This window comes from Palleronia sp. (assembly GCF_042089775.1).
Classification (GTDB): domain Bacteria; phylum Pseudomonadota; class Alphaproteobacteria; order Rhodobacterales; family Rhodobacteraceae; genus Palleronia.
Window position 1 is genome coordinate 1 of the sequence record NZ_JBELKF010000020.1, and the last position, 23977, is coordinate 23977.

The following is a 23977-nucleotide window of genomic DNA, read 5'->3' on the forward strand; positions in this document are numbered from 1 at the left end:
TCCATTGTCCCCCGCTGCGCATGGCGCTGGGGGAAGGCTCACATGGGTCAATTCTCAATGGAAATTATGCCGCTACCCGGGTCACTTCTGGGTGGAAATCAACAGCCAGCCGACTGCGGACACTGTAGATCAACGCTTCGAGCTTCTCGTTGGCTTCAAGATAAGCGGGGGCGCTCGTGCCATAGTACATTTCACGGGCACGGACACCCGAGTTGGCAAGGCCAAACTCGCGAAGCTCGTCTTCGACCTCGATGAACGGGCCCCACTGCGCCTCGAAATCATCGAGCAGTCCGTGCGCGAGGCCCGTGTTCAGCAGGGGGCGGATGCTTTCGAGCTTTCTGGCGACGGTGGCGATTTGCTGGTCCACCTGGCCGGCGATTTGGGCTGCAGTTTCCCGCTCGCTCTGCGCCAGATAGCCTTCGACGAGGCTCATCGTCCGCGCGGCGGTGGCCTCCATTGACAGGCTGTCGTTGAGTTGCACCGCCGTACGGTCGGCAACTTCGTCGAACTGCGCCTGGAGTTGCGACGCTTCGTGCAATGCCATGAAGCTCGACACGCCGAGCAAGGTGATCAGCATTGCGAAGGCAGCAACAAGTCTCGTCTTGATCGTCATACGCATGGGCGTGATCTTCTTTTAGTTTTCAGCTTGAATGGTCCGGCGTCGGGGCGAGGTGCGACCTTCCGTCGCAGGCAGTGGATGGGACTTCGGCAAGGCTGCACAAAGCGTCGTGGCCGTTTTGACAGCCGACACTGTTTCAGTTGACGGACGTTTCGCAGGTAGCCAGTGCGGCAGCGGCCCTTGAGCCGAGTCGGAAGCGATCCGCGGGGAAGCTGCGAGTCGCGCTCACCACAAGCTGAACCGCAAGCGGAGTTGCCCTGCCGTCATTCAGATCGAGAAGAGTGGCTTCGTCGGAAGACTCGACCTCTTCGAGCCTCGACACGAGTTCGGCATGTGCTTCGACAGCGCCGGTCACATCGAGTTCGGCGGGGATCACTATCGTTTTCTCTTTTCCGGGACTTTCGGCGGACATGTTGGCTCCTGAGGCATTTCTGCCGCAACACCTCTCATGGAAGTGCAAAAGAAAGGTGAATTACTAATCGGGCTTCGTTGAGCATTCGCGCCATTCGATTGGCTGCACGCTTGATGTTTCACGTGTCCCTTACCCGAGGGTGACATCGGCGTAGCACCGGCGAGCCGGTTCGCGGGCGCACGACCTCACGACGAAATGGTGAGCTGCGAGTAATGACAAGCGTGCGCTCATGGTGCCGCTAGGTCGCGTGCAAGTGCGGCGAGCGTGTTGAGCCGTTATTCTTTCGAGGAAAATTATCGGGTCCAGATCAATAGAGGCACCATACCTCGTGCGGCAGAAGACCGTGCGGACGGAATGTTCCGGCAAGGCAAGTCGCCGGCGAATCTCACTGCCCGAGCGGGCAGAGCAAGCGCTCTGTCAGTGGTTGCGCAAGGCGTCGATCAACTCGTCCTTGGACATCTCGGACCGCCCTTCGATCCCGACCTTCTTCGCCTGCTTGTAAAGGTCATCCTTGGTCCAGTCCTCGTAGCGCGGGTGCTTGCCGCCCTCTTTCGACGGGTGCATGTCCTCGTTCGCCTGAGCGTTCGAAATCCTGGCGGCCTTCTCTTTCGACATGCCCTTGTCGCGTAGCGCCTCGAACGTCTCGTCGTCCTTGATCGACGGGCCGTGGTCCTTGGTCATCTTTCGCTCCGTTCTAATTTGTTCCGGAACTGACAGACCCCGGGGCGGTTCCCGGTCGGACCTTTTCCCAGGGAAGAAGTGGCATGGTGGACGACACCGAAACGCGCGTTAAGGAGCACGAGCTCAAGCGCCAGAAGCGCGAACAGTCCGACGTCGAGGGCGAAGAAGAGCAATGGGTCGACGAGGCCACGCGCCTCTCGGCCCGCCTCATCTACGAGGTGATCCGCCGCGACGGCGTGGATGAGATGACGCGCCCCAAGACCTCGCTGGTCTTTTCTGGGCTGGCCGCCGGCATCCTGATCTCTTTCTCGGTCATCGCCGAGGCGATCTTCTACGTCCACCTTCCGGATGCCCCGTGGCGAGGGCTGGTCGAGAGCTTTGGCTATTCGCTGGGCTTCCTGCTGGTCATCAAGGGCCGGATGCAGCTGTTCACCGAGAACACGATAACCACCGTTCTTCCGTTGATGTCGCACCCGTGCCGGGAGTATTTCTACCTGACCGGTCGCCTGTGGTTCATCGTGCTCGCCGCCAACGTCGTGGGAGCGTTCATCGCGGGCGCCTTCATGCACCTGACCCCGGCCTTCTCGCCCGAGCTGAAAGACGCCTTCCAAACGATCTCCGAACGCGCGGTGACGCACCCTCCACTGGTCGGGTTCTTCAAGGCGCTGCCTGCGGGCGTGCTGATTGCCGCGGTGGTCTGGATGCTGCCCACATCGACGGGCGCGCCGTATTTCATCATCGTCACCTTCACCTGGCTGATCGCCGTAGGCGAGTTCACCCACATCATCGCCGGTTCGGTCGAGATGGCGTACCTGGTGGTCAGCGGCGATCTTGGCCTGATGGGGTCCCTGAACTTCTTCGTGCCGGTGTTCCTGGGCAACGTCGTGGGGGGGACGGTGGTATTCACGCTGATAACGTGGGCGCAGGTGGCGGCCGAGGTGACGCAATAGGTCCATGCGAAAGCGAAACGTGATCTGCCGCGGGTGGCCCTTGGGTAGGGCCCGTTCTACACTTGCTCCGTTGCGAAGCGGGGGGCAGATCACGTGAAGGGACGCTTGGCCGGCGGGGTTGGACTCGTCGTTCTTTTGCTCGGGGTCCCTGCATGGGCCTACGACGATCTGCGCTTCATCGTTCGAGGCGGCAACGAAGACCTCGAAGAGGACCTGCGCAACGCCTCGCTCCTGGTCGCCGCCGCGAACGAGGACGTGACCGATCCGGCAGAGCTTCTGGCTGCCGCACGGGCGGATTACGCCCGTCTGGTGGGTGCCTTGTACGCGACGGGCCGGTACGGGCCCGTGATCCACATATATGTCAACGGAGAGGAAGCGGCCTCTCTCTCGCCACTGACCCGCCTGCAGGCGATCGACTCGATCACGGTCGAGGTGCAGCCCGGCCCCATCTATCCCTTCTCGCAGACCGAGTTGGGGCCACTTGCCCCCTACACCGAGATCCCCGACGGCTTCACGGTCGGCGAGCCTGCTGAGTCCGACACGATCCGCGCCGCTGCTCAAAGCGCCGTGCTTGCGTGGCGAGAAGTGGGGCACGCCAAGGCCGAGGTGGGCGACCAGACGATCGTGGCGCAGCACGAACAGAATGAGGTCGCAGCCGATATCGACATCGCCCCGGGGCCGCTGGTGCGGTTCGGTGACCTGATCCTGACCGGCAGCGACGCCGTGCGCCCCGAGCGCCTGCGCGCGATCGCCGGCTTTCCCAGCGGCGAGATCTACAGCCCCGATCAGCTTGAAGACGTGGCCCGCAGGATCCGGCGCACGCAGGTCTTCTCGACCGTCGCCCTGACCGAAGCCGAGGTGCTTGACTTCGGCGACCGGCTGGATGTCGAGGCCAACCTCGTCGCCTTCCCGCCCCGGCGGATCGGCTTTGGCGCCGAAGTCTCTACCGTGGAGGGGCTGACGCTGACGGGCTTCTGGCTCCATCGCAATCTTTTCGGCGGGGCCGAGCGGCTGCGCGTGGAGGGTGAGGTCTCGGGGCTGGGTGGCGGTACGGGCGGGCGCGACTACGAGCTGGGCGCGAGATTCCAGCGCCCGGCGACGTTCTCGCCCGAGAACACCTTCTTCGCCGAGGCCAACCTCGCGCGGCTGGACGAAGAGGACTACACCTCGGACACGGGTGAGCTGACCTTCGGCATCCAGCGCTACGTCAACGAAGAGATCGAGATCCAGTACGGCCTCGGCTACCGGTTCAGCCGGGTCGAGGACGAAGGCGGGACGACCGACTACAGCATGCTCACCGCGCCGCTGTCGGGCACGTTCGACAATCGGGACGAGCCTCTCGACGCGACCGAGGGCTTCTACCTTCAGACGACGATCACGCCCTTCGCCGGCACGAACGACGAAACCGGTACGGGCGCGCGCATGACCTGGGACGGGCGAACCTATTTCGGCCTGGGCGAGGACGACCGTTTCGTCTTGGCCGGCCGGTTGCAGGGCGGGTCGATCGTGGGTGCCGAGCTCGACATGGTGCCGAACGAGTTCCGCTTCTATTCCGGCGGTGGTGGCACCGTAAGGGGGCAGGAGTACCAGTCGCTGGGCGTAGTCCTCGATTCCGGGATCAATTCGGGCGGAGCAAGCTTTGCCGTCGCCTCGGCCGAGATCCGCGCCGGCGTGACCCGCAACATCGGGCTGGTCGGCTTCTACGACTACGGCACGGTCGGATACGACGCGTTCCCGGACGGTGATCGCAACCATTCCGGGGCGGGAATCGGCATTCGTTACCAGACACCCGTCGGACCGATCCGATTGGACGTGGCCACGCCGGTCAGCAGCTTCGACGACGGGGATGACGACGACGACCGCTCGTTCGAGCTCTATGTCGGCATCGGGCAGGCATTCTGAGGATGGGCACAATGCGGAAACTCGCGCGTCTTTGCGTCCTGTCCCTCGGCCTCGCGGCCGTGCCGGTCGCCGCCCAGAACACGGATGCCCAAGACGAGGGCGGCGGATTTCTCGAGAACCTGATCGAGGATCGGCTGTCCTCGGAAGGGTTCCAGGTCCAGGTGCGCGGCTTCCAAGGCGCGCTGTCCTCGCGCGCCACAATCGAGAGGATCACCATCGCCGATGCCGAGGGCGTCTGGCTGACCATCAACGATGCCGTACTCGACTGGAACCGCTCGGCCTTGCTGCGCGGCCGGCTGAGCATCGAAGAGCTCGCCGCAGAGGAAATCCTCCTGCCGCGCCTGCCCAAAGGCGAAGATCAGGTGAACGTCCCGCAGCCCGAGGCGCAGCCGTTTTCCCTGCCCGAGCTGCCGGTGTCGATCAATATCGGCCAGATCAATGCCGAGCGGATCGAGCTCGGTCAGCCGGTGATCGGCGAAGAGGCGGTCATCACGCTCGAAGGTTCGGCTCAGCTGGCGAATGGCGAAGGCCAGGTCGACGTCCGGGCCGAGCGGATCGACGACGAGCGGGGCATCTTCCAGGTGGCCGGCAGTTACGAGAACAGCACGGGGCAGCTCGAGATCGATGTCGAGCTCGAGGAAGGCCCCGACGGGATCGTCGCGAACCTGATCGACCTGCCCGGCCGGCCGGCCCTTTCCGCCAGCGTTCAGGGCGCGGGACCGATCTCGGACTTCACCGCCGATATCGACCTCGACACCGATGGCGAGGACCGGCTCGACGGTACCATCTCGCTGCAGGAGGTGGACGGCGCCAACAGCTTTGCGGTCGACCTGAGCGGCGACGTCACGGCCCTCTTCGCGCCGAGCTACCGGCCGTTCTTCGGGCCCAACGTGTCCCTCGAGGCGCAGGGGGCGCGATTCCCCAATGGCGCGGTCACCCTGGACCAGCTGTCGCTCCGGTCGCAGGCGCTGAACCTGCAGGGCGAGGTTCGGATCGGCCCGAACAACGTGCCGACGCTGATCGACGTGACCGGCGAGATCGCCTCGGAGGACGGCTCGCCCGTCCTTCTGCCCGTGGGGCAGGAGATCCGCGTGAATCGTGTCGGGCTCGACGTGAACTTCGACGCCAGCGAAGGCGATGAGTGGTCCGGCGAGGTCGTGATCGAGGGGCTCGACCGGCCGGGGCTCGAGGCCGAGCGCGTGGCGCTGGACGGGTCGGGCATCATCTCGGGTTCGGGCGAGACACTGGAGGTCGAGGCGGGATTCGACTTCGCCGCCGCCGGGCTGTCCTTGGACGATGGTGGGCTTGAGGCGGCGCTCGGCAACAGGATCGATGGCCGGATCGAGCTGTCCTACGCCACCGGAGAGGCGATCCTGCTTAACACGCTGAACGTGACCGGTGCTGGGTTTGCGCTGGAAGGTTCGGGCGAGGTTGACCCCGACGGAGAGAACCTGCCGGTTTCCTTCACCGGCGCCTTGGACGCCGAGGATCTTTCGGTCTTTGCCCCACTGGTGGGGCGGCCGCTCGACGGCGGGGCCTCGCTTGACGTCGACCTGACGGCCGAGGCGCTATCGGGCGCCTTCGACGTATCGCTGGAGGGCCGCGCGCAGGAACTGGAGGTCGGCATTCCGCAGCTTGATCCGCTTCTGAGCGGCTCGACGCTTCTCGATCTCGAAGCCGTGCGCAACGAGGTGGGCCTCAACGTCGAACGGCTCGTGCTGCAGAACGAGCAGATCGAGGTGGCCGCGTCGGCTGCGATCACCTCTCAAGGGGGGGCGGCCGAGCTGGAGGCCCGTGTGGAGGATCTGTCGCTGATCGACCCGACCTTGTCGGGGCCGGCGACGCTGATCGCCACGGCCGAACGTCCCGCTGACGTCTGGCAGATCGACCTCGAGTTCCAGGGCGCCGAGGCCGTCGTCACCGGCGAGGCGACGATTCAGGACCTTGAAGCGGAGAGCCCGCTGGCGGTCTTCGACCTGGCGGTGGTGGCGGACGACCTGGCGAACTTTGGCGCCATCCTCGACCGTCCGCTTGGAGGGGCGGCGGATCTGTCGGCGCGCGGACAGACGCGGCTCGACCTGAGCAACGGGAACGTGGTGCTGGATGGCACCACGACCGACATCGAAGTCGGCCGGGAAGAGCTGGATTGCCTGCTTTCGGGCGAGACCGAGATCGGCATCCGGCTTCGCCGCGAGGGGCCGCAATTCACGGTACCGAACCTGGCGATCCGAAACCCGCAGATCGCGGCGACGGCCGACGGCTTCTACGGGGAAGGCCAAAGCGCGATCGAGGCGCGCATCCTCCTGGACGAGCTCGGCGACGTCGTGCCCGAGATGAGCGGCCCTGCCGAAATTTCGCTCGTCGCGCGCGAGGACGCGGATGGATGGGAGGTGGACTTCGATGCCACCGGTGCGGGTGCGCGGGTCGTGGTGGACGGAGCCGTAGAGGATCTGCGAACGCCAAGCGTCTCGCCCATGGTTGCCGGGGTCGCCGAAATCGAGGTCGATGACCTCGGCGTGTTCTCGTCCATCGTCGAGCGCGAGCTTGGCGGTGCACTGGACCTTTCCGTGACGGGCGGCACGCGCTTCGATCTGAGCGAAGCCTCGGTCGAGGCCGAAGGCACCTCGCGCAACCTCGAGATCGGGATCGAAGAGGTGGACCGCCTGCTGTCGGGCGTGACGGAGCTGCGGGTCGACGCTGCCAAGGACGGCGACGTGATCGACGTCGAGGAGCTGCTGATCCAGAATCCGCAGATCACCGTCAGCGGCAGCGGCGACATCGCTCCGGGCGACAGTGCCGCCCGGCTGCAGGTGCAGCTGGACGAACTTGGCGACGTGATCCCCGAGATGCGGGGTCCGGCGGTGATCATCCTCGATGCGACCGAGGAGGACAACACCTGGGTGCTCGACCTCGATGCCACCGGCGCCGGCGCGCGGGTCGTGGCGGACGCGACGGTCGAGGATCTGCGGACCGAGGGCGTCTCGCCCCTGGTGGGCGGTACGGCCGAGGTCGAGGTGGACGACCTCGGCGTGTTCTCCCGGCTTGCCAACCGCGACCTGGGCGGCGCGGTGGACGTGGCGCTGGACGGGCGCGCGCGGTTGAACCTGAGCGAAGCGTCGGTCGAGGCGAGCGGCACGACCCGCAACCTTGCGATCGGCCAGCCAGAGATCGACCGGCTGCTCGAGGGGCTGACGACGTTCGAGGTCGCGGCCGAGAAGAACGGCGACACGTTGCTCATCGAAGAATTTCAGATCGAGAACCCGCAGATCACGGCGGTCGTCGACGGCAGCTATGGCGGCCCGGGCGCAAACGCGTTGCAAGCGGAGGTGACGGTAGCCGAGCTGTCGGACGTGGTGCCGGAGCTGAGGGGTTCGGCCGAACTGAACCTTGTGGCCGAGCAGACCGGGGACACGTGGCAAGTCGCCTTGGACGGGGAGGGCGCGGGTGTGACAGCCGAGGTCCTGGGCGAGATCAGCGACCTTGACGCCACGCCCGTCTTCGACGGACGCGTGGCGCTGCAGGCGCAGGAGATCTCTCGCTTTTCGCGCCTTGCGGGGCGGCAGCTGTCCGGATCGGTGAACCTGCAGGCCGAGGGCGAAGCCAGCCTGGACGCGAGCCGCTTCGACGTGACGGCCACCGGACGGGCCAACAATCTGCGCGTCGGCGTACCGCAGGTCGACCAGCTTCTCTCGGGCGGGCCGACGAGCCTGTCGGTCGCGGCCAGCCGGAGCGGGGCGAGCGCGCCGATCCAGGTACAGCGGTTCCAGCTTGATGCACCAGGTTTCGACGCTGAGGCGAATGGAACGATCTTGGGCGGGGCGAGCAACCTGAGCCTCGACGCGCGGCTGGATAATCTGGGAACCTTCGTGCCCAACCTGAATGGCCCGCTGACGGCGCAGGGAAGGGTGGGGCAGTCGGGATCGAACCTCACACTCGACGTGGCGCTGACCGGGCCGCAAGGGATTTCGGCACGCGTCGACGGCACGGTGGCCGAGAGCTTTGATCAGGCGGATATCGACGTGACGGGCGATGCTCCGCTGCGGCTGGTGAACCCGTTCCTGGGGAACCGCACGCTCAGCGGCAGTGCGAGCTACGACCTCAGTCTGAACGGGCCGCTGGCGCTGAGTTCCTTGACCGGCACCGTGACGGTCGAGGATGGGCGGCTGGTCGACCCGACAGTGCCCTTCGTGTTGAACGACATCGACGGCACGGCGCGGCTGCAGGGCGACCAGGTGGTCGTGAATGCCACAGCCGCCAAGCAGGAGGGCGGCACGCTGGCGCTTGCCGGCACCATCGGTCTGGATCCCGGCTTCCCGGCGGATCTGGGCATCGAGGTGAACCGCGTGGTCCATGAGGACCCGCGCCTCTACCGGACGATCGTGAATGGACGCGTCACGCTGACCGGTCCGCTGACCGGCGGCGCGGTGATCGGGGGCACGCTGCTGATCGGCGAGACCGAGATCCGCATCCCATCGACCGGTCTGGGTGCGAGCGGGCCGATCCCGGACGGGCTGATACATGAGAATGCGACCGAGGAGATCCTTCGCACGCTCGCCCGCGCCGATCTGGTCGAAGAGGATCGGGGCGAGGAGGATGACGGCCCTGCCGTCGTCTACGGGCTGGATCTGACCATTCTCGCCGAAGACGAAATCTTCATCCGTGGGCGGGGTCTCGATGCCGAGCTCGGGGGAAGCCTGACTCTGGAAGGAACGACGGCGAACGTCGTCCCGACTGGCCGGTTCGAGTTGATCCGCGGGCGGATCGACCTCCTGGGCCAGCGGATCATCCTGACGGAAGGCTACGCAACGCTCGCCGGGGACTTCACCCCCACGATCCGGCTGGTGGCCGAGACCCAGGCGGACGACGTCACGGTGCGCATCATCGTCGAGGGCGAGGTGACCGAACCCGAAATCACGTTCTCGTCCGATCCGGAACTGCCCGAGGACGAGGTGCTGTCGCGCCTGCTCTTCGGCCGCTCGATCGAGAACATCTCGGCGCTGCAGGCGGCGCAGCTTGCAAACGCGGTGGCCACGTTGTCGGGCCGTGGCGGGATCGGCATCGTCGAGAGCCTGAGGGAAAGCACCGGGCTCGACGATCTGGACGTGACGACGGATGAAGAGGGCAATGTCGGCGTTCAGGCAGGCGCCTACCTGTCCGAGAACGTGTATTCCAGCGTCAACGTGGACTCCGAAGGCGAGGCCGAGATCAACCTGAACCTCGACGTGACCGACTCGATCGCCGTCCGCGGGAGCGCCTCGAACGAGGGGGAGACGTCTCTCGGGGTGTTCTTCGAGCGCGACTATTGAGCCACAGACCGGCGGCGCGATCCCATAGCTACAGTTTTTGACATTCCGTCCGGAACTGTGGAGGCGCGAGCGGCTTCTCTATCCGGGGGCAAGGAATGTAATGGAAGTATGACATGATATTTTGGGCATTCATCTCGTTCGCAGTGTCGCTGACCGCCGGCCTTTTCGGCTTCGGCGGAGGCTCGACGGTAACCGAGGGCGTGGCCCAAACCCTGTTTTTCGTGTTCCTCGGCGTCGCGTTCGCTTTGGTTGCGGCGAAGGTGGCGCAGGATTACGACGCGAGTGGCAGGCGGCAGCGGGACTGACCTGCTGTCGCAAGGCAAGCGCAGCAAAAAGGGCGGCACCCGAGACCCGGGGCCGCCCTTTTGCTGTTCGTGGTGGAGTTCTCAGCCAGCCTTGAGAGACTCGGTCGAGGAGAAGAACATCGCCTGGCTCACGGCCGACCGAACCTGCTCTTCCGAGTAGGGCTTCGCGATCAGGAACGCCGGCTCGGGCTTGTCGCCGGTCAGCAGACGCTCGGGGAAGGCGGTGATGAAGATCGTTGGGATGTCCCCGAATTGCCCGAGGATGTCGTTTACCGCATCGATGCCGGACGAGTTGTCGGCCAGCTGGATGTCCGCGAGGATCAGGTCGGGCTTGTCGCGCGCGCCGAGTTCGACGGCAGCGTCGCGGGTCCGGGCGATGCCGGTGATCTTGTGGCCCATCTCGGACACGATCGAGTGGATGTCCATCGCGATGATGGCCTCATCCTCAATGATCATGACCTTTCCGGTCATCGACTTCTCCATCTCGGTGATGGCGATGTCCACGAGAGACGACGCCTCGGCCGCATCGACGTCCATGATGCGGCCGATTTCCTCGAAGTCGAAGCCCTCGATCGTGGACAGCAGCAACGCCTCGCGGGTGTTGTTCGTCAGCCCGGCCATGTGGTCGAGGGCGCGGCTCTCCAGGCGCGAGGTCGGATCTTCGGTATCGGCCGTAGGCGCACCCGCGGTCGACCAGATCATGTGAAAGGCGCGGAACAGCGCCGTCTTGGGCGCCAGAGACCGTTCGAAGATGGACGATTCCTGCAGGATCGCTTCGAGCGTCGCAGCGGCATAGTTGTCGCCGGTTCGCTGGGAGCCGGTGAGGGCGCGGGCGTAACGACGGAGGTAAGGAAGTTCTTCTCCGATGACCTCTGAGAGGTCGACCTGCTCGGACCGTGATGGCATGGTGATGTAAGTCCCTAGTCGCGGATTTATTTTGGAACAAACAGTCGGGGCGCACGTTTGTTCCCGTCCGGTGAAAAAATCATAATCAGCTGAGTGGCATCCAACTTATGTCGAAAGACAAGAAGACGTCGAACGTGATGCGACAGATCGACGAGAATCTGCGCCGCGTTTATTTCGAAAATCAGGAAGAGGACGTACCTGACCGCTTCAAGGAGTTGCTGGCGAAGCTGAAGGACCAGGATACCGGCAAGAGGGACGCGAATGGCTGACGGTGCACACCGCGACCCTCGCGACGAGCTTGTCGAACACCTCGGCGCGCTTCGGGCCTTCGCCATGTCCCTGACCCGGAACTCGGCCGCGGCCGACGACCTGGTGCAGGATACGATCGAGAAAGCCTGGAAGAACATGGACAAGTTCCAGCCGGGTACCAATCTACGGGCATGGCTTTTCACGATCCAACGCAACGCGTTCTACTCCATCAGGCGGAAGGCAAAGCGCGAGGTTGCCGACGTGGACGGCGCGATGGCGGCATCCCTGTCCGAGAAGCCGGCGCACGACGGCCGGTTGGCAATGAACGACTTCCGCAAGGCCTTCGAGCAACTTCCCGACGAACAGCGCGAGGCGCTGATGCTCGTCGGTGCGAGCGGCTTCGCCTACGAGGAAGCCGCCGAGATGTGCGGCGTTGCCGTCGGCACGATCAAGAGCCGTGCCAACCGCGGCCGGCGTCGTCTGGCCGAGCTCATGGGGCTGGACCCGGACGAGGATCCCGTCATCGGCGATACCACGAACGATTCGATCATCGCTTCGTCGCAGTCCCGGCAGGGCTGACGTGCTGAGCGGCGGGAAGGGGATCGACGGCCTTGATCGGCTGGACGTGAGGCTCGTGGCGCTTCTCGGCCTCGCGCTTCTGCCGATCGGGCTGATCGCCATGGTCCAGACCTACCGGGTCATCAACGAGGCCGACCGCACCGCCGAAGCCGCCCTGACCGGCGTCACCCTGTCCGCCGCCACGCGCGAACGCGAGACGATCCTGCGCGTGCGCGGGGCGGCGCAGATGGCCGCCCAATACGCGCCGGACATCCTCGACGATCTCGCCCTCTGTTCCGACCGGATGCAGAACTTCGTCCGCTCGAACCCCAACATCGCGCTTTCGGCGTTCGTCTCGGTGGACGGCGTGGCCCTGTGCGCCTCGGACGGGGCGGGCACCGACCTCAGCGAGAGCGTCGTCTACCGCGCCTTCCTCGACGACCCGAGCCCGCAGATCGAGGCAGTCATCGGCCAGATCTCGCAGCGCAGCGTGGTGGTCGTCACCGAGCCCGTCGTCGTGAATGACACGCCCATCGGCTATATCGCCATGTCGGTGCCGCAGCAGACCCTGCGCATGCAGGCTGAGCAGAACGTCGGGCTCGAGCCGCTGTTCGCCACCACGTTCACCAACACGGGCGAAATACTTTGGTCCGACGAGAACATCGAAGAGGTCGAGCTTTCCTTGCCCGCGGACCGGTCGCTCACCGCGCTGGCCGGGTCCGACGCGGTGAGCTTCCGGGCCGATTCCGTCTCCGGGGACGAGCGCTTCTACACCGTCGCCCCGTTGATCGCCGGCGAGATTTACGCGCTTGCGATCTGGCCGGCAGGCGCGATCCGCACCGCAGGGCTGACGGCGGCAAGTGCGCTCCTGTTCCCGCTCCTGATGTGGCTGGTGTCCATCGGCGTGGCCTATTTCGCCGTGCACCGGTTGGTGGTGCGGCATATCCGGTACCTGCGGCTGCGCATCCGCGCCTTCACCGCGAACCGCCGGATCATGGCGCCGAGCTATGCCGCCGATACGCCCTCGGACCTGCGCGAGGTGATCGAGGCGTTCCACCAGATGACCGAGCGGATTGTCCGCGATGAGGCCGACCTCGAGAACAACCTGCATGAGAAGGACGTCCTGCTGAAGGAGGTCCACCACCGGGTGAAGAACAACCTTCAGCTCATCGCGTCGATGATGAACATGCAGCTGCGAAAGGCGCAGCACGACGAGACGCGCTTCATCCTGCGCCGCCTGCAGGATCGGGTGCTGGGGCTGGCGACGATCCACCGCAATCTCTATCAGGCGACGGTGCTGAGCCGTGTGAAATCCTCGCAGCTCATCGAGGAACTGGTGTCCCAGAGCGTGCGCAACTCCGAGGCGCCCAGCCTGGGGGTGAAGCTGGACATGACGGTGGACGAGGTCTCCCTCTATCCCGACCAGGCGGTACCGCTTTCGCTCCTGGTGACCGAGACCATCACCAACGCGCTGAAATATGTCGGCCGTCCGCCTGAAGGGGCGCCCTGGATCGAGCTTCGGCTCACGTCGCTCGACACGGGTGAGGTCCGGCTGAGGGTCGCGAACTCTCTGGGCGAGCCTGTCAGCGATGAAAGCCGCATCACGACCGGTCTGGGAACGCAGCTGATGAGCGCATTTGCCATGCAACTGGATGCGCAAAGCGAGATCGGCGAGAACGACGGGGCGTTCGTCGTGGACGTCACCTTCAGGCCCAGCGAATTCGCCAACGAGCTATGACCGGCGGCGTCGATTACCTGCTGACTGCCGGAGAGGCGTGGCCGGTCTTCGAGCGCGAGATGTTGCGGGCCGAGGACAGGGTCGTTGCGGGCTTCCGCGTCTTTGATCCGGCGACCAAGCTCAGAACCAAAGAGGCGCAGGCCGTTGGCGAGGACTGGTTCGACCTGATCCTGCACGTGCTGGGCAAGGGGGTCCGGTTCGAACTGATCCTGGCCGATTTCGATCCCATCATCGCCGCCGACATGCACGAGCTGACATGGTCGAGCATGCGCAAGTTCGCCGTTCTGCGTGAGCTTGCCGACCCTGACGCGCCCCTGTCGGTCGTGGCAGCCATGCATCCGGCCGAGGTCGGAGGGGTGGCGCGCACCGTCCTTTGGCCGAAGGTGTCGCAAGAGCTGCACGACCTGCGCGACCTCCTGAACGAGCGGCCGCTCGAAGAGCGGCGTCGCATCTTTGCGGATCTGCCTGGCATCCGCGATCTGCTGCGGTTCGACGGCGAGGGAAAGCTGCAGAACGGAACCCTGCGCCCGCCGCGCCTGAACCCCGTGTCGCACCATCAGAAGCTGGCGGTGTTCGACGGCAAGGTCCTGTATATCGGGGGGCTCGACCTGAACCCGCGGCGCTATGACACCCCGGTCCATCACCGCTCGGCCGAAGAGACCTGGCACGACGTGCAGGTGCTGGTCCGGGATGAGGTAGCGGCCAAGGCGGCCGAGGCGCATCTGAACGCGATGCTCGACACCGTGGCTGGCGTTGATGATCCGCCCGAGGAAGCGGGCGGCCTCTGCACGACGATCGCGGCCTATCGGAGCAACCATCTCTCCATGGCCCCGACCGTGATCCGGAATTCGATCGGCGATAACCACTACGCCGAGATCGCCCGCACCGAGCGGCAGTTCTACTTCGAGACGCAGTTCTTCCGCGACCTGCGCCTGGCCGACGCGCTGGCCGCGCGCGGCAAGGAGATGCCCGAGAGCGAGTTCCTGATGGTCTTGCCCGCGGCACCCGAGGACGTGGCATTCGAGCATCGGCGCAAGCTCGACTCGCGGTACGGCGAATACATGCAGGCCGAGTGCGTCACGCGCGTCATGGACGCGTTCGGCGACCGCTGCTTCTTTGCCGTGCCCGTCCAGCGGCGGACGGCCCAGCCCGGCCAGATCGACGAGGATGACCGCTCGACCTTTGGCGGGGCTCCGCTGATCTATGTCCACGCGAAGGTGAGCGTTTTCGACCGGCGCTCGGCAATCATAAGCTCGGCAAACCTGAACGCACGGTCGCTGCGCTGGGACACAGAGGCCGGGATCCTGCGGAAGGATCCCGCGCTTGCCAACGAGATCCTGCGCCGCTCCATGACGCACTGGCTGCCCGAGACCGAGATAGACCACACGAAGCCACTGGTTCCGCAGGTGCGCGCGCAGGCCGAGCTGGACGCGGTGCGCCAGCCCGACAATCGCGAGGGCTACCTGCTGCCCTACGACGTCGAAACCGCGAGGAAATTCGGGATCAATCTGCCGGGCGTTCCCGAAGAACTGGTCTGAGGGAACGAAGCCTTCCACCCTGCGTTCGGGGCCCATGCCGGAATTGAAATCCCTCCCTGCCCCCACGACCCACGCCGGCGAAATCCGCAAGGTCGGGGTGGAGGTCGAGCTTGGGGGGCTGGACGAGGACCGCGTCGCCGCAATCCTTGCCGCCCAGCTGGGCGGCACGATCAAGCGCACCGCCGAATACGAGCGGCGCGTCGAAGGCAGCGCCATCGGTGACATCGACGTGCTGCTGGACACCGCTCTTCGCGACAGGGTCGCCGGGCAGATCACGCGCATGGGACTCGACCTCGGGCGGGCGGTGATCCCGGTGGAGTTCGTGACCGATCCCGTCGCGCCCGAGCAAATCTCGCTGGTCGACCGGGCGTGCCGCGCGCTTAGCCTGGCCGGGGGCACGGGCACGCAGTCGGGGCTGCTCCTGGGCTTTGGGCTGCACCTGAACGTGGCGCTGCCCGGCACGCAGGTGGACGACATTCTGCCTACCTTGACTGCCTTCGCGCTAATCGAGGACTGGATGCGCGACAAGATGCACCTCGACGCGGCGCGGCGGGTCCAGCCCTTCGTCGACACCTATCCGTCCGAACTGGTGGACCGGCTGTGCGACCCGTCGGGGAACTGGACCATCCAACGCCTCGTGAGCACCTACCTGTCCCTTGCGCCTGACCGGAACCACGCGCTCGACGCGCTGCCGATCCTGAAGCACCTGAACGCTGCCGCCGTGGTCGCCGCTGTGCCGCAGATGTCTCACAAGAGTGGCCGGCCCGCCTGGCACTACCGGCTGCCCGACTGCCGCCTCGACGACCCGACCTGGTCCGTCGCGCTCGAGTGGAACCGCTGGTGCGTCGTCGAAGAGGTCGCGCAGAACGAAGACCTGGTCGAACGCCTGAAGACCGCGTGGCACGCCTATCGCAGCAGGGCGCTGCCTATCCCAGGCCGCTGGTATGCAGTGTCGGGCGAAGTGCTGGAACGCGAGGTGAGACTGCCATGAGACCGCTCATCGGCGTGACCACGTCCAGCCGCTCGGGCTGGCGAATCTTTCCGCTCGTGGCGTTCAACCTGTGGCTCGCAGGCGGGCGCGGCGTGCGGTGGGTTGCCGGCAAGCCGTCGGACGTGTCGGGCGTGAACGGCATCATCATCGGCGGCGGCGACGACATCTCGCCCGACCTCTATGGCGGCAAGCTGATTGCCTCGTCCCGCCTCGACGCCGAGCGCGACGCGATGGAGCGGCGCCTGGTCGAAGAGGCGATGGAGCAGGGGAAACCGGTCCTCGGGATCTGCCGGGGATCGCAGATGCTGAACGTGGCGCTGGGCGGGCGGCTCGATCAGGATGCCTACGGCACCTATTCCGCCTCTCAGAGGTACTGGACGATCCTGCCCAGAAAGACGATCGAGATCGTGCCCGCGACCCGCCTCGCCGCCCATGCAGGGACCGAGCCGATGAAAGTGAACGCGCTGCATAGCCAGGCGGTGACGACCACGGGACAGGGGCTGCGCGTGGCCGCACGCGACACCGGCGGCATGATACAGGCCATCGAGCGCACCGAAGACCCCTTTGCCCTGGGCGTTCAGTGGCATCCAGAGCACCTGTTCTATGCCCGCCGGCAGCGCGCGATCTTCCATGCGCTGGTCAATGCCGCGCGCGCCTCGGCGCGGGCCGAGGCACAGTTGCCAAAGGTCGACATTGGCGCGCCGCAGACGCCTTGAGGGTCAGTCGAAGACGAAGTGGCCCTGCTCGGGCATGTTGCGCAGCCGCGTCATGGGCAAGATGGTGTCGTCATCGAGGATCAGCGCAGTGATCGCCAAGCTGTCGTCCAGCTGAAGGTCCGCCACTTTGCCCAAGTGGCCCTTGGGTCCGAACGCGTCGCGGTTCAGCCAATCGGCGGTGCGGACGAGGCCGGCGAACCGGCCGTCTTCGCTTTCGACCACCGCCCGCTCGCCCGAGTCGGGGGCGTCGGGCAGGCTTCGCTCGGCCGAAGCGTTCATTCCGGCAGCCATCAACAGGGGCGAAAACGTGTAGCCGAAGGGCCCGATGATCAGCGGCGGCATTCCCAAGGCCGCGCTGTCGGCATGCTCCCATTCGGGGGCATCCTGCAGCTCGTCCCGCCCGAGGGACAGCGGCCAGCTGCCGTCGTCCGGGGGGCCGAAGCGGTCAATCGAGACGAGCACCTCGCGCCGATCCAGCCATCCGCCGATATCCACGGCAGCGGCCTTGAGGCGCCGGGACGTCTCGTCGTGAAACAGCGCGCGGATCGGGAAGCGGTCGTCCCCACTCACGGCGTCGAGGTCGAGAAGGCGTGTCAGTCGTTCGGTCATCTGGTCCTCCTTGCCGGGCCAAAGCGCCGCAAGCCTCGCTGGTTCCGGCGGAACATGACGGCCGCCCCGGGGTTTGCTTCCCATCGTCGCCGGACCTGCGCCGGGCGCGATTGATTTCACGCGCATGCTTGGAACAAAGTCCGGCGGGCCCGCATTGAACTCAGGAACAACTCTCGACCGAAAGGCTGCAACATGGTGCGACCCGTGACCTCCGAAGACATGGACCCGACAACCCGGAACCCCACGACCGAGGATCTGTCCCGCCAGGTCGATGCGCTGAAGGCGGACATCGCCCGCCTGACCGAGACGCTGGGCGACTACGGCAAGGCCAAGGGCAACCAGTACCGCACCGAGGCGCAACGGCGCGCGGAAGAGCTGCGCCATGAAGCCCAGGGCCGGATCGAAGAAGTCGAGGTCTACGTCCGGCAGAACCCGGCGCAGGCGCTTGGCATCGCTGCTGGCGTCGGTCTGTTGATCGGCCTCTTCAGCCGCCGCTGATCGATGTTCGGATCACAGATCGCAGCGCTGAAATTCTCGCTGAGGGCTAACGCGCGTCGCGCGGCCTGGAACGCTGTCGGCGGGCTCTTGATCCTTGTCGGGCTGATCTTCTTCGGCATCGCCATCTTCGTCGTGCTGGAATATGCGGTCGGCCTACTGGGCGCCCTGGTGATCATGGGCCTCCTGTTCATCCTGTTCGGGACCGTCGCTCGTGCCATGTCGCGTTACCCGCCGCGGGTGGTCACCCAACCGGCCGCTGCGCCCGCGCCCGGACCGGCATATGGCCAGCCGTTCAACGCGGCCACGGTGATCAACGCGGTCATCATGGGGATTGCCGCTGGCCGCGCGTTGCGCAGGCGCTGACCCCGGCCGTGGAAGGGGCGTCGCACGCGCCCTTTCCCTACCCCGCTTTCCCGTTTGCTTAACGCTGGTCATGATTAGCTGACCCAAGGGGTTGATTCTTCCGGCCCTTTGCGCTCGTTGCGCATGTGGTCGCTCGCAGCGATCCGCCGAAAGGAAAGACCGATGGGGATCGACTGCGTGAACTGCCCGCTTCGGGCCAATTCGCTTTTTCAGGACATGTCGCCGAATGAGCTCGAGTTCATGCGGGACTTCAAATCGGGTGAGATCGAGGTCGAGCCCGGGGAGCCTATCCTCGTCGAGGGGCAGGGATCGCCGCGTCTGTTCACCGTGCTTGACGGGATGGGCCTGCGATTCAAGGCGCTCGAGGATGGGCGCCGGCAGGTTCTGAACTTCGTGATGCCCGGCGATTTCCTGGGGCTGCAGGCTGGCGTCGGGAAAGAGATGGGCCACAGCGTCGAGGCGACGACCCGGATGCGCCTGTGCGTTTTCCAGCGGGCCGACTTCTTCTCGCTTTTTTCCATCCAGCCCTCGCGCGCCTACGACGTCACCTGGATCGCGGCCACCGAAGAGCGTTTCCTGGGAGAGGCGCTCGCCAGCGTCGGTCAGCGTTCGGCGATCGAGCGGATCGCCTGGGGCCTCGTGCAGATCTTCGAGCGCGCGCGCCTGCTCGGGATGACCGAGGGCAACACGCTGTTTTTCCCGTATCGCCAGCAGGATCTGGCCGACACGCTGGGCCTGTCCCTCGTTCACACGAACAAGACCCTGGCCAAGCTGCGGGAGCGGCAGCTTGCCGCCTGGATCGACCGTCAGCTGACGATCCACGACATCGAAGGGTTGCGCAAGCTCGCCATGGTCGGGCGGGGCCCGCTGCTGAGGGAGCGTCCCTTGATGTGATCACTCGCCGACAAAGCTGTCTGCCGCGGCGGCCTCGCGTTCGCCCATGGCGCGGTCCTCTCCGACGGTGGTGTCCTGGCGGGTCCGCCGTTCGAGCTCGGCGTTCAGCGATGCGCCCAGAAGGACCGAAAAGGCGCTGAGGTAGAGCCACATCAGCAGCGCGATCACGGCGCCCAATGCGCCATAGACCTCGTTGTAGCGGCCGAAATTCGACAGGTAGTAGCTGAACCCGTACGAGATCGACCCCCAGATGACGACCGCGACGAGCGCGCCCGGGGTGAGCCACTGCACCCGCGCATGGCGCCGATTCGGGCCGTAGCGATAGACGACGCCGATCCCGACGATCACGACCGCCAGCGCCACGACCCAGCGCACGCTCGCCACCAGCAGGGTCGTCAAAGGCCCGAGCGGCAGGATCGACAGGACAATCGGCAGGACCACCACGGACAGCAGCGCAACAAGGGCGGTGCCAATCAGCAGGAAGGTCACTCCGAACGCGGCGGCGAGCTGGCGCAGGCCCACGCGGTTCTTCTCGTGGTAGATCGCGTTCAGCCCCCGGATCAGCGCCGCCACCCCCGCACGTGACGACCAAACGGCCGCGGCGAGGGAGATGGCCGTGGTCCACCCCAGCGTCGACGTGTTGGCCGTGATGAGCGACGTGATCTGTTCGTCGAGGATCGCGTAGGCGTCGCCGGGCATCAGCCCGCGCATCGTGGCGAGCTGATCGTAGACCGTGTCGGGGTCGGCGACGAAGCCCCAGATCGCGATGATCGCGGCGAGGGTGGGAAAGATCGCGAGCATCGCGAAGAAGGCGACCCCGGCCGAGATCAGGCCGAGGTTGCTGTCGTTGAGGCCCATGAACACCGCGCGCACCGCGCCGGCCCAGTCGCGCCAGCCCAGCCCCGGCCCAAGTGCGGCCGTCCTCGTCCTCAGGGGTTTCTCGACGTGAGTTTCCATCATGGCACGATATAGATGATGCGCTCCCCGCGGCATCTTGATAGAGGGTCAACGTCTGGACTGTCGCGGCGTCGCAACAGTCGGGTGCGTCATGCTGCCGCGGAACTGTTGGACATGCGCTCTTGAGTGGTTAGTCTTTCGTCATGCCCGGCGCCGGGGCTTGGCGGCGTAAGTGCGAAGGAGGACGATGTCCTGTCTCTTGCAGAGATCGCGGTGCATTCTGATACCGCAAACCGGCTGTCTGGCATGAGTGCCGCGGCCAAGCTGAAGCCGACCAGCGAAGATCTGCTGGCCGAGATTCTCGGTTCCCTTGATGATGACCAGGCCCAGGATGTCGTGCAGATCGATCTCCGCGGGAAATCCGAAATGGCCGATTACATGGTAGTGGCCACTGGCCGCTCGACCCGCCAAGTCGTGTCGATCAGCGACAAGCTGACCGAACGCCTGAAGCAGGACCACGGTGTCCAGTCCAAGGTCGAGGGCAAGGATGGCGGCGATTGGGTGCTGATCGATGCGGGCGACGTGATCGTCCACGTCTTCCGCCCCGAGGTGCGCGAGTTCTACCAGCTCGAAAAGATGTGGCTCTCTCCCGAGCAGGCCGCGGCCCGCTCGTAAGGTGAAGCTTCGCATCTGCGCCGTGGGCCGGCTGCGGTCCGGCCCCGAGCGCACGCTGATCGACGATTACACCGCCCGGTTCGACCGAACGGGGCGGGCCCTGTTCCTCGGCCCTCTCGAAGAGGCCGAGGTCGAGACGCGCAAGGTCTCGGGGCCGGTTCCCGAGGCCGAGGCCCTTCTGAAATCCGTGCCCGATGGCGCCCTGATCGTGACGCTCGACGAGCGCGGGCGCGAGATGACGTCGCCCGAGTTCGCCGACCGCCTGGCCGCCTGGCGCGACGAGGGGCGGCCCGAGATCTGCTTTCTGATCGGCGGTGCGGACGGGCTGGATCCGTCCCTGCGTACCCGCGCCGACGCCTCGATCCGCTTCGGCAAAATGGTCTGGCCCCACATGCTGGCCCGCGTGATGCTGGCCGAACAGCTCTACCGCGCGGCGTCGATCCTGGCTGGGAGTCCCTATCATCGCGCCTGAGAGGTTTCCGTCCGGCGGCACGCCCGCTAACTAAGGGGCGAAGCTGCGAAGGGAGCGTCCCATGACCCCGCCGAAACCTGTCGTCCTGTGCATCCTCGATGGCTGGGGCGACCGACCCGAGCGCGAGGCGAACGCCCCGGCGCTGGCGAACACGCCGAATTTCGACCGCATCCGCACACACGGGCCGTCCTCGCAACTGACAACCTTCGGCCCTGACGTGGGCCTGCCGAAGGGGCAGATGGGCAATTCCGAGGTCGGCCACACGAATATCGGCGCAGGCCGCGTCGTGGCGATGGACTTGGGCCAGATCGACCTGGCGATCGAGGATGGCTCGTTCTTCGAGAATCCCTCGCTTCTGACCTTGATCGACAAGCTGAAGGAAAGCGGCGGCACGGCCCACCTGATGGGCGTCGTGTCGGACGGGGGCGTGCACGGCCACCTGAACCACATCGCTGCCGCAGCCCAAACCGTTGCCGACACCGGCGTGCGCGTCGTGATTCACGCCATCACCGACGGTCGCGACGTCTCCCCGCGGTCGGCCGAAGGATTCCTCGCGGACCTCATCGCCAAGCTGCCCGATGGGGTCGAGATCGTGACAGTCACGGGCCGCTATTACGCAATGGACCGCGACAATCGGTGGGAGCGGGTCGAAACCGCTTACCGCGTCATGGTCGAAGGCAAGGGCGAGGCCAAGGCACCGGACCCGCAGGCGGCGGTCCGGCAATCCTACGACAACGACAAGACCGACGAATTCATCCCGGCCACCGTGATCGGCGAGTATCGCGGGATGCGGGACGGCGACGGCGTCTTCTGCCTCAACTTCCGCGCCGACCGCGCGCGCGAGATCCTGCGCGCCATGGGCCAGCCCGATTTCGCGGAGTTCGACGTCTCAGCTCGGCCGAACCTCGTGGCACGGCTGGGGATGGTGGAATACAGCGACGACCATACCGAGTGGTTCTCGACCGTGTTTTCCAAGCGTAAACTGGTAAACACGCTGGGCGAATGGGTCGCCAGGCACGGAAAGCGCCAGTTCCGCGTGGCCGAAACCGAGAAGTACCCTCACGTCACCTTCTTCCTCAACGGCGGCAAGGAAACCCCCGAAGAGGGCGAGGACCGGATCATGCCCAAGTCGCCCAAGGTCGCGACCTACGATCTGCAGCCCGAAATGAGCGCGGACGAGGTAACCGACCGCTTCGTCGAGGCGATCGAGGCCGACTATGACCTGATCGTGTGCAACTACGCCAACCCGGACATGGTGGGCCATACCGGCGACGTCGACGCCGCCGTGGCTGCCTGCGAGGCGGTGGACCGCGGCCTTGGACGTGTGCTCGAGGCGCTGGGAAAGCAGGGCGGCGCGATGATCGTCACCGCCGACCACGGCAATTGCGAGACGATGGTGGATCCTGAGACGGGCGGTCCGCATACCTCGCATACCTTGAACCTCGTGCCCTGCATCCTGGTGGGCGGACCCGAGGGCGCGGGGCTTGCAGACGGACGGCTCGCGGACCTTGCCCCGACCCTGCTTGAGCTGATGGAGCTGGAGCAGCCCGAGGAAATGACGGGAAAGAGCCTTATCCGCCGATGATCCGCATCGCCGCCCTTCTTGCCCTGCTCGCCTTGCCCGCGGCAGCCCAGCCGACGGCCGAGGCGCTGGCGCGTGACGCGGCGCGGCAGCTCGAGGCGGCGGGGGCTGAGCTGACAGAGGGCGGCGAAGGATACGGCCGGATCGACGCACTGACCCGCGTGATCCGCGCCTACGAGAGCGGCCTGTCAGCCATGCGCGACAGCCTGCGCGCCGCCCGCCTGCGTGAGGCCGAGATCACGCGCAGGCTCGACGATGAAAGTACCCGGGTGGGCGCGGTGCTGAACGCGCTGACCGCGATGGGGCAGGCGCCCGAGGCGACGCTGCTGCTTCATCCCGCCGGCCCCGCGGCGACCGCGCGCGCGGGCATGCTGATGAGCGACGTGACCCCTGCAATGTTGGGCGAGGTCGAGGCCCTGAAGGACGACCTGCGCGAAATTTCCACCCTTCGCGCGTTGCAGGACACGGCGCTGGGCGATCTCGAGCAGGGGCTCGAGCAGTGGCAGGACGCCCGCACCCGCCTCGCGGATGCGATCGAGGCACGGGCCGATCTGCCGCGCCGGATTACCGAAGATCCTGCGACGATGCAGCGGCTGGCCAACAACGCCCGAACGCTGACGGATTTCGCCGACAGCCTTGCCGCGCTGCCCGAGGATGCGGTCAGCGCCGGGCTTCCCCCCTTCGAAAGCGCTGTCGGACAGCTGTCTCTGCCGGTTCAGGGTAACGTGCTGCGTCGGTTCGACGAGGCCGACGCCGCGGGCATCCGGCGCCCGGGCTGGGTGCTCGCCACGCAGCCCGGGGCGCTCGTGACGACGCCGTGGCCAGCGACGATCCGCTACCGCGGGCCGCTTCTGGACTACAGGAATGTGATGATTCTGGAGCCAGAGGCCGGGTATCTGGTGGTGTTCGCCGGTCTGGCCGAGGTCTATGGTGCAGCAGGAGAAGTTCTTCCAGCCGGTGCTCCAGTTGGGATCATGGGCGGCAGCGACGGGGCCGGGATGGCCGGGTTCCGCCCCGAGGAGGGCGCGGTCTCGACCCAGAGATTGTATGTTGAGGTGCGGCGCAACGGCGAGCCGGAAGACCCGGCGAAGTGGTTCGCGCTCGATCAAGGATGAG

The 23977-nt window shown here is 65.9% G+C and carries 23 protein-coding genes; 17 read left to right on the top strand and 6 right to left on the bottom strand.

Translation table 11 applies throughout. From position 1 onward, the window contains the following. Positions 1-64: 64 nt before the first annotated feature. The 3 genes from ACFDS3_RS07345 to ACFDS3_RS07355 form a co-directional block, all read right to left on the bottom strand. A complete protein-coding gene (locus ACFDS3_RS07345; protein ID WP_375261702.1) occupies positions 65-619 on the bottom strand; it encodes an MCP four helix bundle domain-containing protein in 555 nt (184 codons plus the stop codon). Between the two features lie 136 nt (positions 620-755). Next, positions 756-1031 carry a hypothetical protein gene (locus ACFDS3_RS07350; RefSeq protein WP_375261703.1) on the bottom strand — a complete coding sequence of 92 codons (276 nt, stop codon included), beginning with the start codon at positions 1029-1031 and terminating at the stop codon, positions 756-758. A 417-nt stretch (positions 1032-1448) separates the two neighbouring features. After that, positions 1449-1712, bottom strand: coding sequence for a Rho termination factor N-terminal domain-containing protein (locus ACFDS3_RS07355; RefSeq protein ID WP_375261704.1), 264 nt, complete (start codon positions 1710-1712; stop codon positions 1449-1451). Between the two features lie 83 nt (positions 1713-1795). Here ACFDS3_RS07355 and ACFDS3_RS07360 point away from each other — a divergent pair, with 83 nt between their 5' ends. From ACFDS3_RS07360 to ACFDS3_RS07375, 4 genes are all read left to right on the top strand, one after another. Continuing rightward, a complete protein-coding gene (locus ACFDS3_RS07360) occupies positions 1796-2662 on the top strand; it encodes a formate/nitrite transporter family protein (protein ID WP_375261705.1) in 867 nt (288 codons plus the stop codon). Positions 2663-2755: 93 nt separating this feature from the next. Next, the gene (locus ACFDS3_RS07365) at positions 2756-4564 is read left to right on the top strand and encodes an autotransporter assembly complex family protein (RefSeq protein WP_375261706.1); all 1809 of its coding nucleotides are present in this window, start codon (positions 2756-2758) and stop codon (positions 4562-4564) included. Between the two features lie 11 nt (positions 4565-4575). Continuing rightward, complete coding sequence (locus ACFDS3_RS07370) at positions 4576-9870, top strand: translocation/assembly module TamB domain-containing protein (protein ID WP_375261707.1); 5295 nt, start codon at positions 4576-4578, stop codon at positions 9868-9870. A 113-nt stretch (positions 9871-9983) separates the two neighbouring features. Then, the gene (locus ACFDS3_RS07375) at positions 9984-10175 is read left to right on the top strand and encodes a DUF1328 domain-containing protein (RefSeq protein ID WP_375261708.1); all 192 of its coding nucleotides are present in this window, start codon (positions 9984-9986) and stop codon (positions 10173-10175) included. An 81-nt stretch (positions 10176-10256) separates the two neighbouring features. Here ACFDS3_RS07375 and ACFDS3_RS07380 read toward each other — a convergent pair whose 3' ends face one another. Next, positions 10257-11081, bottom strand: a complete 825-nt coding sequence (locus tag ACFDS3_RS07380) for a response regulator (RefSeq protein ID WP_375261709.1) — start codon at positions 11079-11081, stop codon at positions 10257-10259. A gap of 107 nt (positions 11082-11188) precedes the next feature. Between ACFDS3_RS07380 and ACFDS3_RS07385 the strand changes: the two genes are divergently transcribed. The 6 genes from ACFDS3_RS07385 to ACFDS3_RS07410 are packed head-to-tail and all read left to right on the top strand — an operon-like array spanning position 11189 to position 16871. Continuing rightward, a complete protein-coding gene (locus ACFDS3_RS07385; RefSeq protein ID WP_375261710.1) occupies positions 11189-11350 on the top strand; it encodes a NepR family anti-sigma factor in 162 nt (53 codons plus the stop codon). Further along, positions 11343-11909, top strand: a complete 567-nt coding sequence (locus ACFDS3_RS07390) for an RNA polymerase sigma factor (RefSeq protein ID WP_375261711.1) — start codon at positions 11343-11345, stop codon at positions 11907-11909. The genes ACFDS3_RS07385 and ACFDS3_RS07390 overlap by 8 nt, the downstream gene beginning before the upstream one ends. Position 11910: 1 nt before the next feature. Next, a complete protein-coding gene (locus ACFDS3_RS07395; RefSeq protein ID WP_375261712.1) occupies positions 11911-13626 on the top strand; it encodes a sensor histidine kinase in 1716 nt (571 codons plus the stop codon). Then, positions 13623-15164 carry a phospholipase D-like domain-containing protein gene (locus tag ACFDS3_RS07400; RefSeq protein WP_375261713.1) on the top strand — a complete coding sequence of 514 codons (1542 nt, stop codon included), beginning with the start codon at positions 13623-13625 and terminating at the stop codon, positions 15162-15164. The genes ACFDS3_RS07395 and ACFDS3_RS07400 overlap by 4 nt, the downstream gene beginning before the upstream one ends. Positions 15165-15198: 34 nt before the next feature. Continuing rightward, positions 15199-16155, top strand: a complete 957-nt coding sequence (locus tag ACFDS3_RS07405; protein ID WP_375261714.1) for an amidoligase family protein — start codon at positions 15199-15201, stop codon at positions 16153-16155. After that, entirely contained in the window at positions 16152-16871 is a 720-nt protein-coding gene (locus ACFDS3_RS07410) for a gamma-glutamyl-gamma-aminobutyrate hydrolase family protein (protein WP_375261715.1), read from the top strand. The genes ACFDS3_RS07405 and ACFDS3_RS07410 overlap by 4 nt, the downstream gene beginning before the upstream one ends. A 3-nt stretch (positions 16872-16874) precedes the next feature. Here ACFDS3_RS07410 and ACFDS3_RS07415 read toward each other — a convergent pair whose 3' ends face one another. Continuing rightward, a complete protein-coding gene (locus ACFDS3_RS07415) occupies positions 16875-17480 on the bottom strand; it encodes a hypothetical protein (RefSeq protein ID WP_375261716.1) in 606 nt (201 codons plus the stop codon). Between the two features lie 204 nt (positions 17481-17684). On the opposite strand from ACFDS3_RS07415, the gene ACFDS3_RS07420 reads away from it, so the two are divergent. The 3 genes from ACFDS3_RS07420 to ACFDS3_RS07430 all read left to right on the top strand — a co-directional run bounded on the left by ACFDS3_RS07420 (position 17685) and on the right by ACFDS3_RS07430 (position 19235). After that, positions 17685-17978 carry a YqjD family protein gene (locus ACFDS3_RS07420; protein WP_375261717.1) on the top strand — a complete coding sequence of 98 codons (294 nt, stop codon included), beginning with the start codon at positions 17685-17687 and terminating at the stop codon, positions 17976-17978. 3 nt (positions 17979-17981) lie between these two features. Then, positions 17982-18341 carry a hypothetical protein gene (locus ACFDS3_RS07425; RefSeq protein WP_375261718.1) on the top strand — a complete coding sequence of 120 codons (360 nt, stop codon included), beginning with the start codon at positions 17982-17984 and terminating at the stop codon, positions 18339-18341. A 162-nt stretch (positions 18342-18503) separates the two neighbouring features. Beyond that, positions 18504-19235, top strand: a complete 732-nt coding sequence (locus ACFDS3_RS07430; protein ID WP_375261719.1) for a Crp/Fnr family transcriptional regulator — start codon at positions 18504-18506, stop codon at positions 19233-19235. Here the strand turns inward: ACFDS3_RS07430 and ACFDS3_RS07435 are convergent, their stop codons facing one another. Continuing rightward, a complete protein-coding gene (locus tag ACFDS3_RS07435) occupies positions 19236-20195 on the bottom strand; it encodes a YihY/virulence factor BrkB family protein (RefSeq protein ID WP_375261720.1) in 960 nt (319 codons plus the stop codon). Positions 20196-20438: 243 nt separating this feature from the next. On the opposite strand from ACFDS3_RS07435, the gene rsfS reads away from it, so the two are divergent. The 4 genes from rsfS (at position 20439) to ACFDS3_RS07455 (ending at position 23976) form a co-directional block, all read left to right on the top strand. Next, a complete protein-coding gene (rsfS, locus tag ACFDS3_RS07440; RefSeq protein WP_375261721.1) occupies positions 20439-20807 on the top strand; it encodes a ribosome silencing factor in 369 nt (122 codons plus the stop codon). A gap of 1 nt (position 20808) precedes the next feature. Continuing rightward, the gene (gene rlmH, locus ACFDS3_RS07445; protein ID WP_375261722.1) at positions 20809-21279 is read left to right on the top strand and encodes a 23S rRNA (pseudouridine(1915)-N(3))-methyltransferase RlmH; all 471 of its coding nucleotides are present in this window, start codon (positions 20809-20811) and stop codon (positions 21277-21279) included. A gap of 61 nt (positions 21280-21340) precedes the next feature. Beyond that, positions 21341-22864 (top strand): 2,3-bisphosphoglycerate-independent phosphoglycerate mutase, encoded by a 1524-nt coding sequence (gpmI, locus tag ACFDS3_RS07450; protein WP_375261723.1) that lies wholly within the window; start codon positions 21341-21343, stop codon positions 22862-22864. Beyond that, positions 22861-23976, top strand: a complete 1116-nt coding sequence (locus ACFDS3_RS07455; protein WP_375261724.1) for a murein hydrolase activator EnvC family protein — start codon at positions 22861-22863, stop codon at positions 23974-23976. Before gpmI ends, ACFDS3_RS07455 begins: the two co-directional genes overlap by 4 nt. Position 23977 lies beyond the last annotated feature (1 nt).

Coding starts and splice junctions, on each gene's coding strand:
- ACFDS3_RS07345 (WP_375261702.1), bottom strand. CDS start 619: ATGCGTATGACGATCAAGACGAGACTTGTTGCTGCCTTCGCAATGCTG.
- ACFDS3_RS07350 (WP_375261703.1), bottom strand. CDS start 1,031: ATGTCCGCCGAAAGTCCCGGAAAAGAGAAAACGATAGTGATCCCCGCC.
- ACFDS3_RS07355 (WP_375261704.1), bottom strand. CDS start 1,712: ATGACCAAGGACCACGGCCCGTCGATCAAGGACGACGAGACGTTCGAG.
- ACFDS3_RS07360 (WP_375261705.1), top strand. CDS start 1,796: ATGGTGGACGACACCGAAACGCGCGTTAAGGAGCACGAGCTCAAGCGC.
- ACFDS3_RS07370 (WP_375261707.1), top strand. CDS start 4,576: ATGCGGAAACTCGCGCGTCTTTGCGTCCTGTCCCTCGGCCTCGCGGCC.
- ACFDS3_RS07375 (WP_375261708.1), top strand. CDS start 9,984: ATGATATTTTGGGCATTCATCTCGTTCGCAGTGTCGCTGACCGCCGGC.
- ACFDS3_RS07380 (WP_375261709.1), bottom strand. CDS start 11,081: ATGCCATCACGGTCCGAGCAGGTCGACCTCTCAGAGGTCATCGGAGAA.
- ACFDS3_RS07385 (WP_375261710.1), top strand. CDS start 11,189: ATGTCGAAAGACAAGAAGACGTCGAACGTGATGCGACAGATCGACGAG.
- ACFDS3_RS07390 (WP_375261711.1), top strand. CDS start 11,343: ATGGCTGACGGTGCACACCGCGACCCTCGCGACGAGCTTGTCGAACAC.
- ACFDS3_RS07400 (WP_375261713.1), top strand. CDS start 13,623: ATGACCGGCGGCGTCGATTACCTGCTGACTGCCGGAGAGGCGTGGCCG.
- ACFDS3_RS07405 (WP_375261714.1), top strand. CDS start 15,199: ATGCCGGAATTGAAATCCCTCCCTGCCCCCACGACCCACGCCGGCGAA.
- ACFDS3_RS07410 (WP_375261715.1), top strand. CDS start 16,152: ATGAGACCGCTCATCGGCGTGACCACGTCCAGCCGCTCGGGCTGGCGA.
- ACFDS3_RS07415 (WP_375261716.1), bottom strand. CDS start 17,480: ATGACCGAACGACTGACACGCCTTCTCGACCTCGACGCCGTGAGTGGG.
- ACFDS3_RS07425 (WP_375261718.1), top strand. CDS start 17,982: ATGTTCGGATCACAGATCGCAGCGCTGAAATTCTCGCTGAGGGCTAAC.
- ACFDS3_RS07430 (WP_375261719.1), top strand. CDS start 18,504: ATGGGGATCGACTGCGTGAACTGCCCGCTTCGGGCCAATTCGCTTTTT.
- ACFDS3_RS07435 (WP_375261720.1), bottom strand. CDS start 20,195: ATGATGGAAACTCACGTCGAGAAACCCCTGAGGACGAGGACGGCCGCA.
- rsfS (WP_375261721.1), top strand. CDS start 20,439: ATGAGTGCCGCGGCCAAGCTGAAGCCGACCAGCGAAGATCTGCTGGCC.
- gpmI (WP_375261723.1), top strand. CDS start 21,341: ATGACCCCGCCGAAACCTGTCGTCCTGTGCATCCTCGATGGCTGGGGC.
- ACFDS3_RS07455 (WP_375261724.1), top strand. CDS start 22,861: ATGATCCGCATCGCCGCCCTTCTTGCCCTGCTCGCCTTGCCCGCGGCA.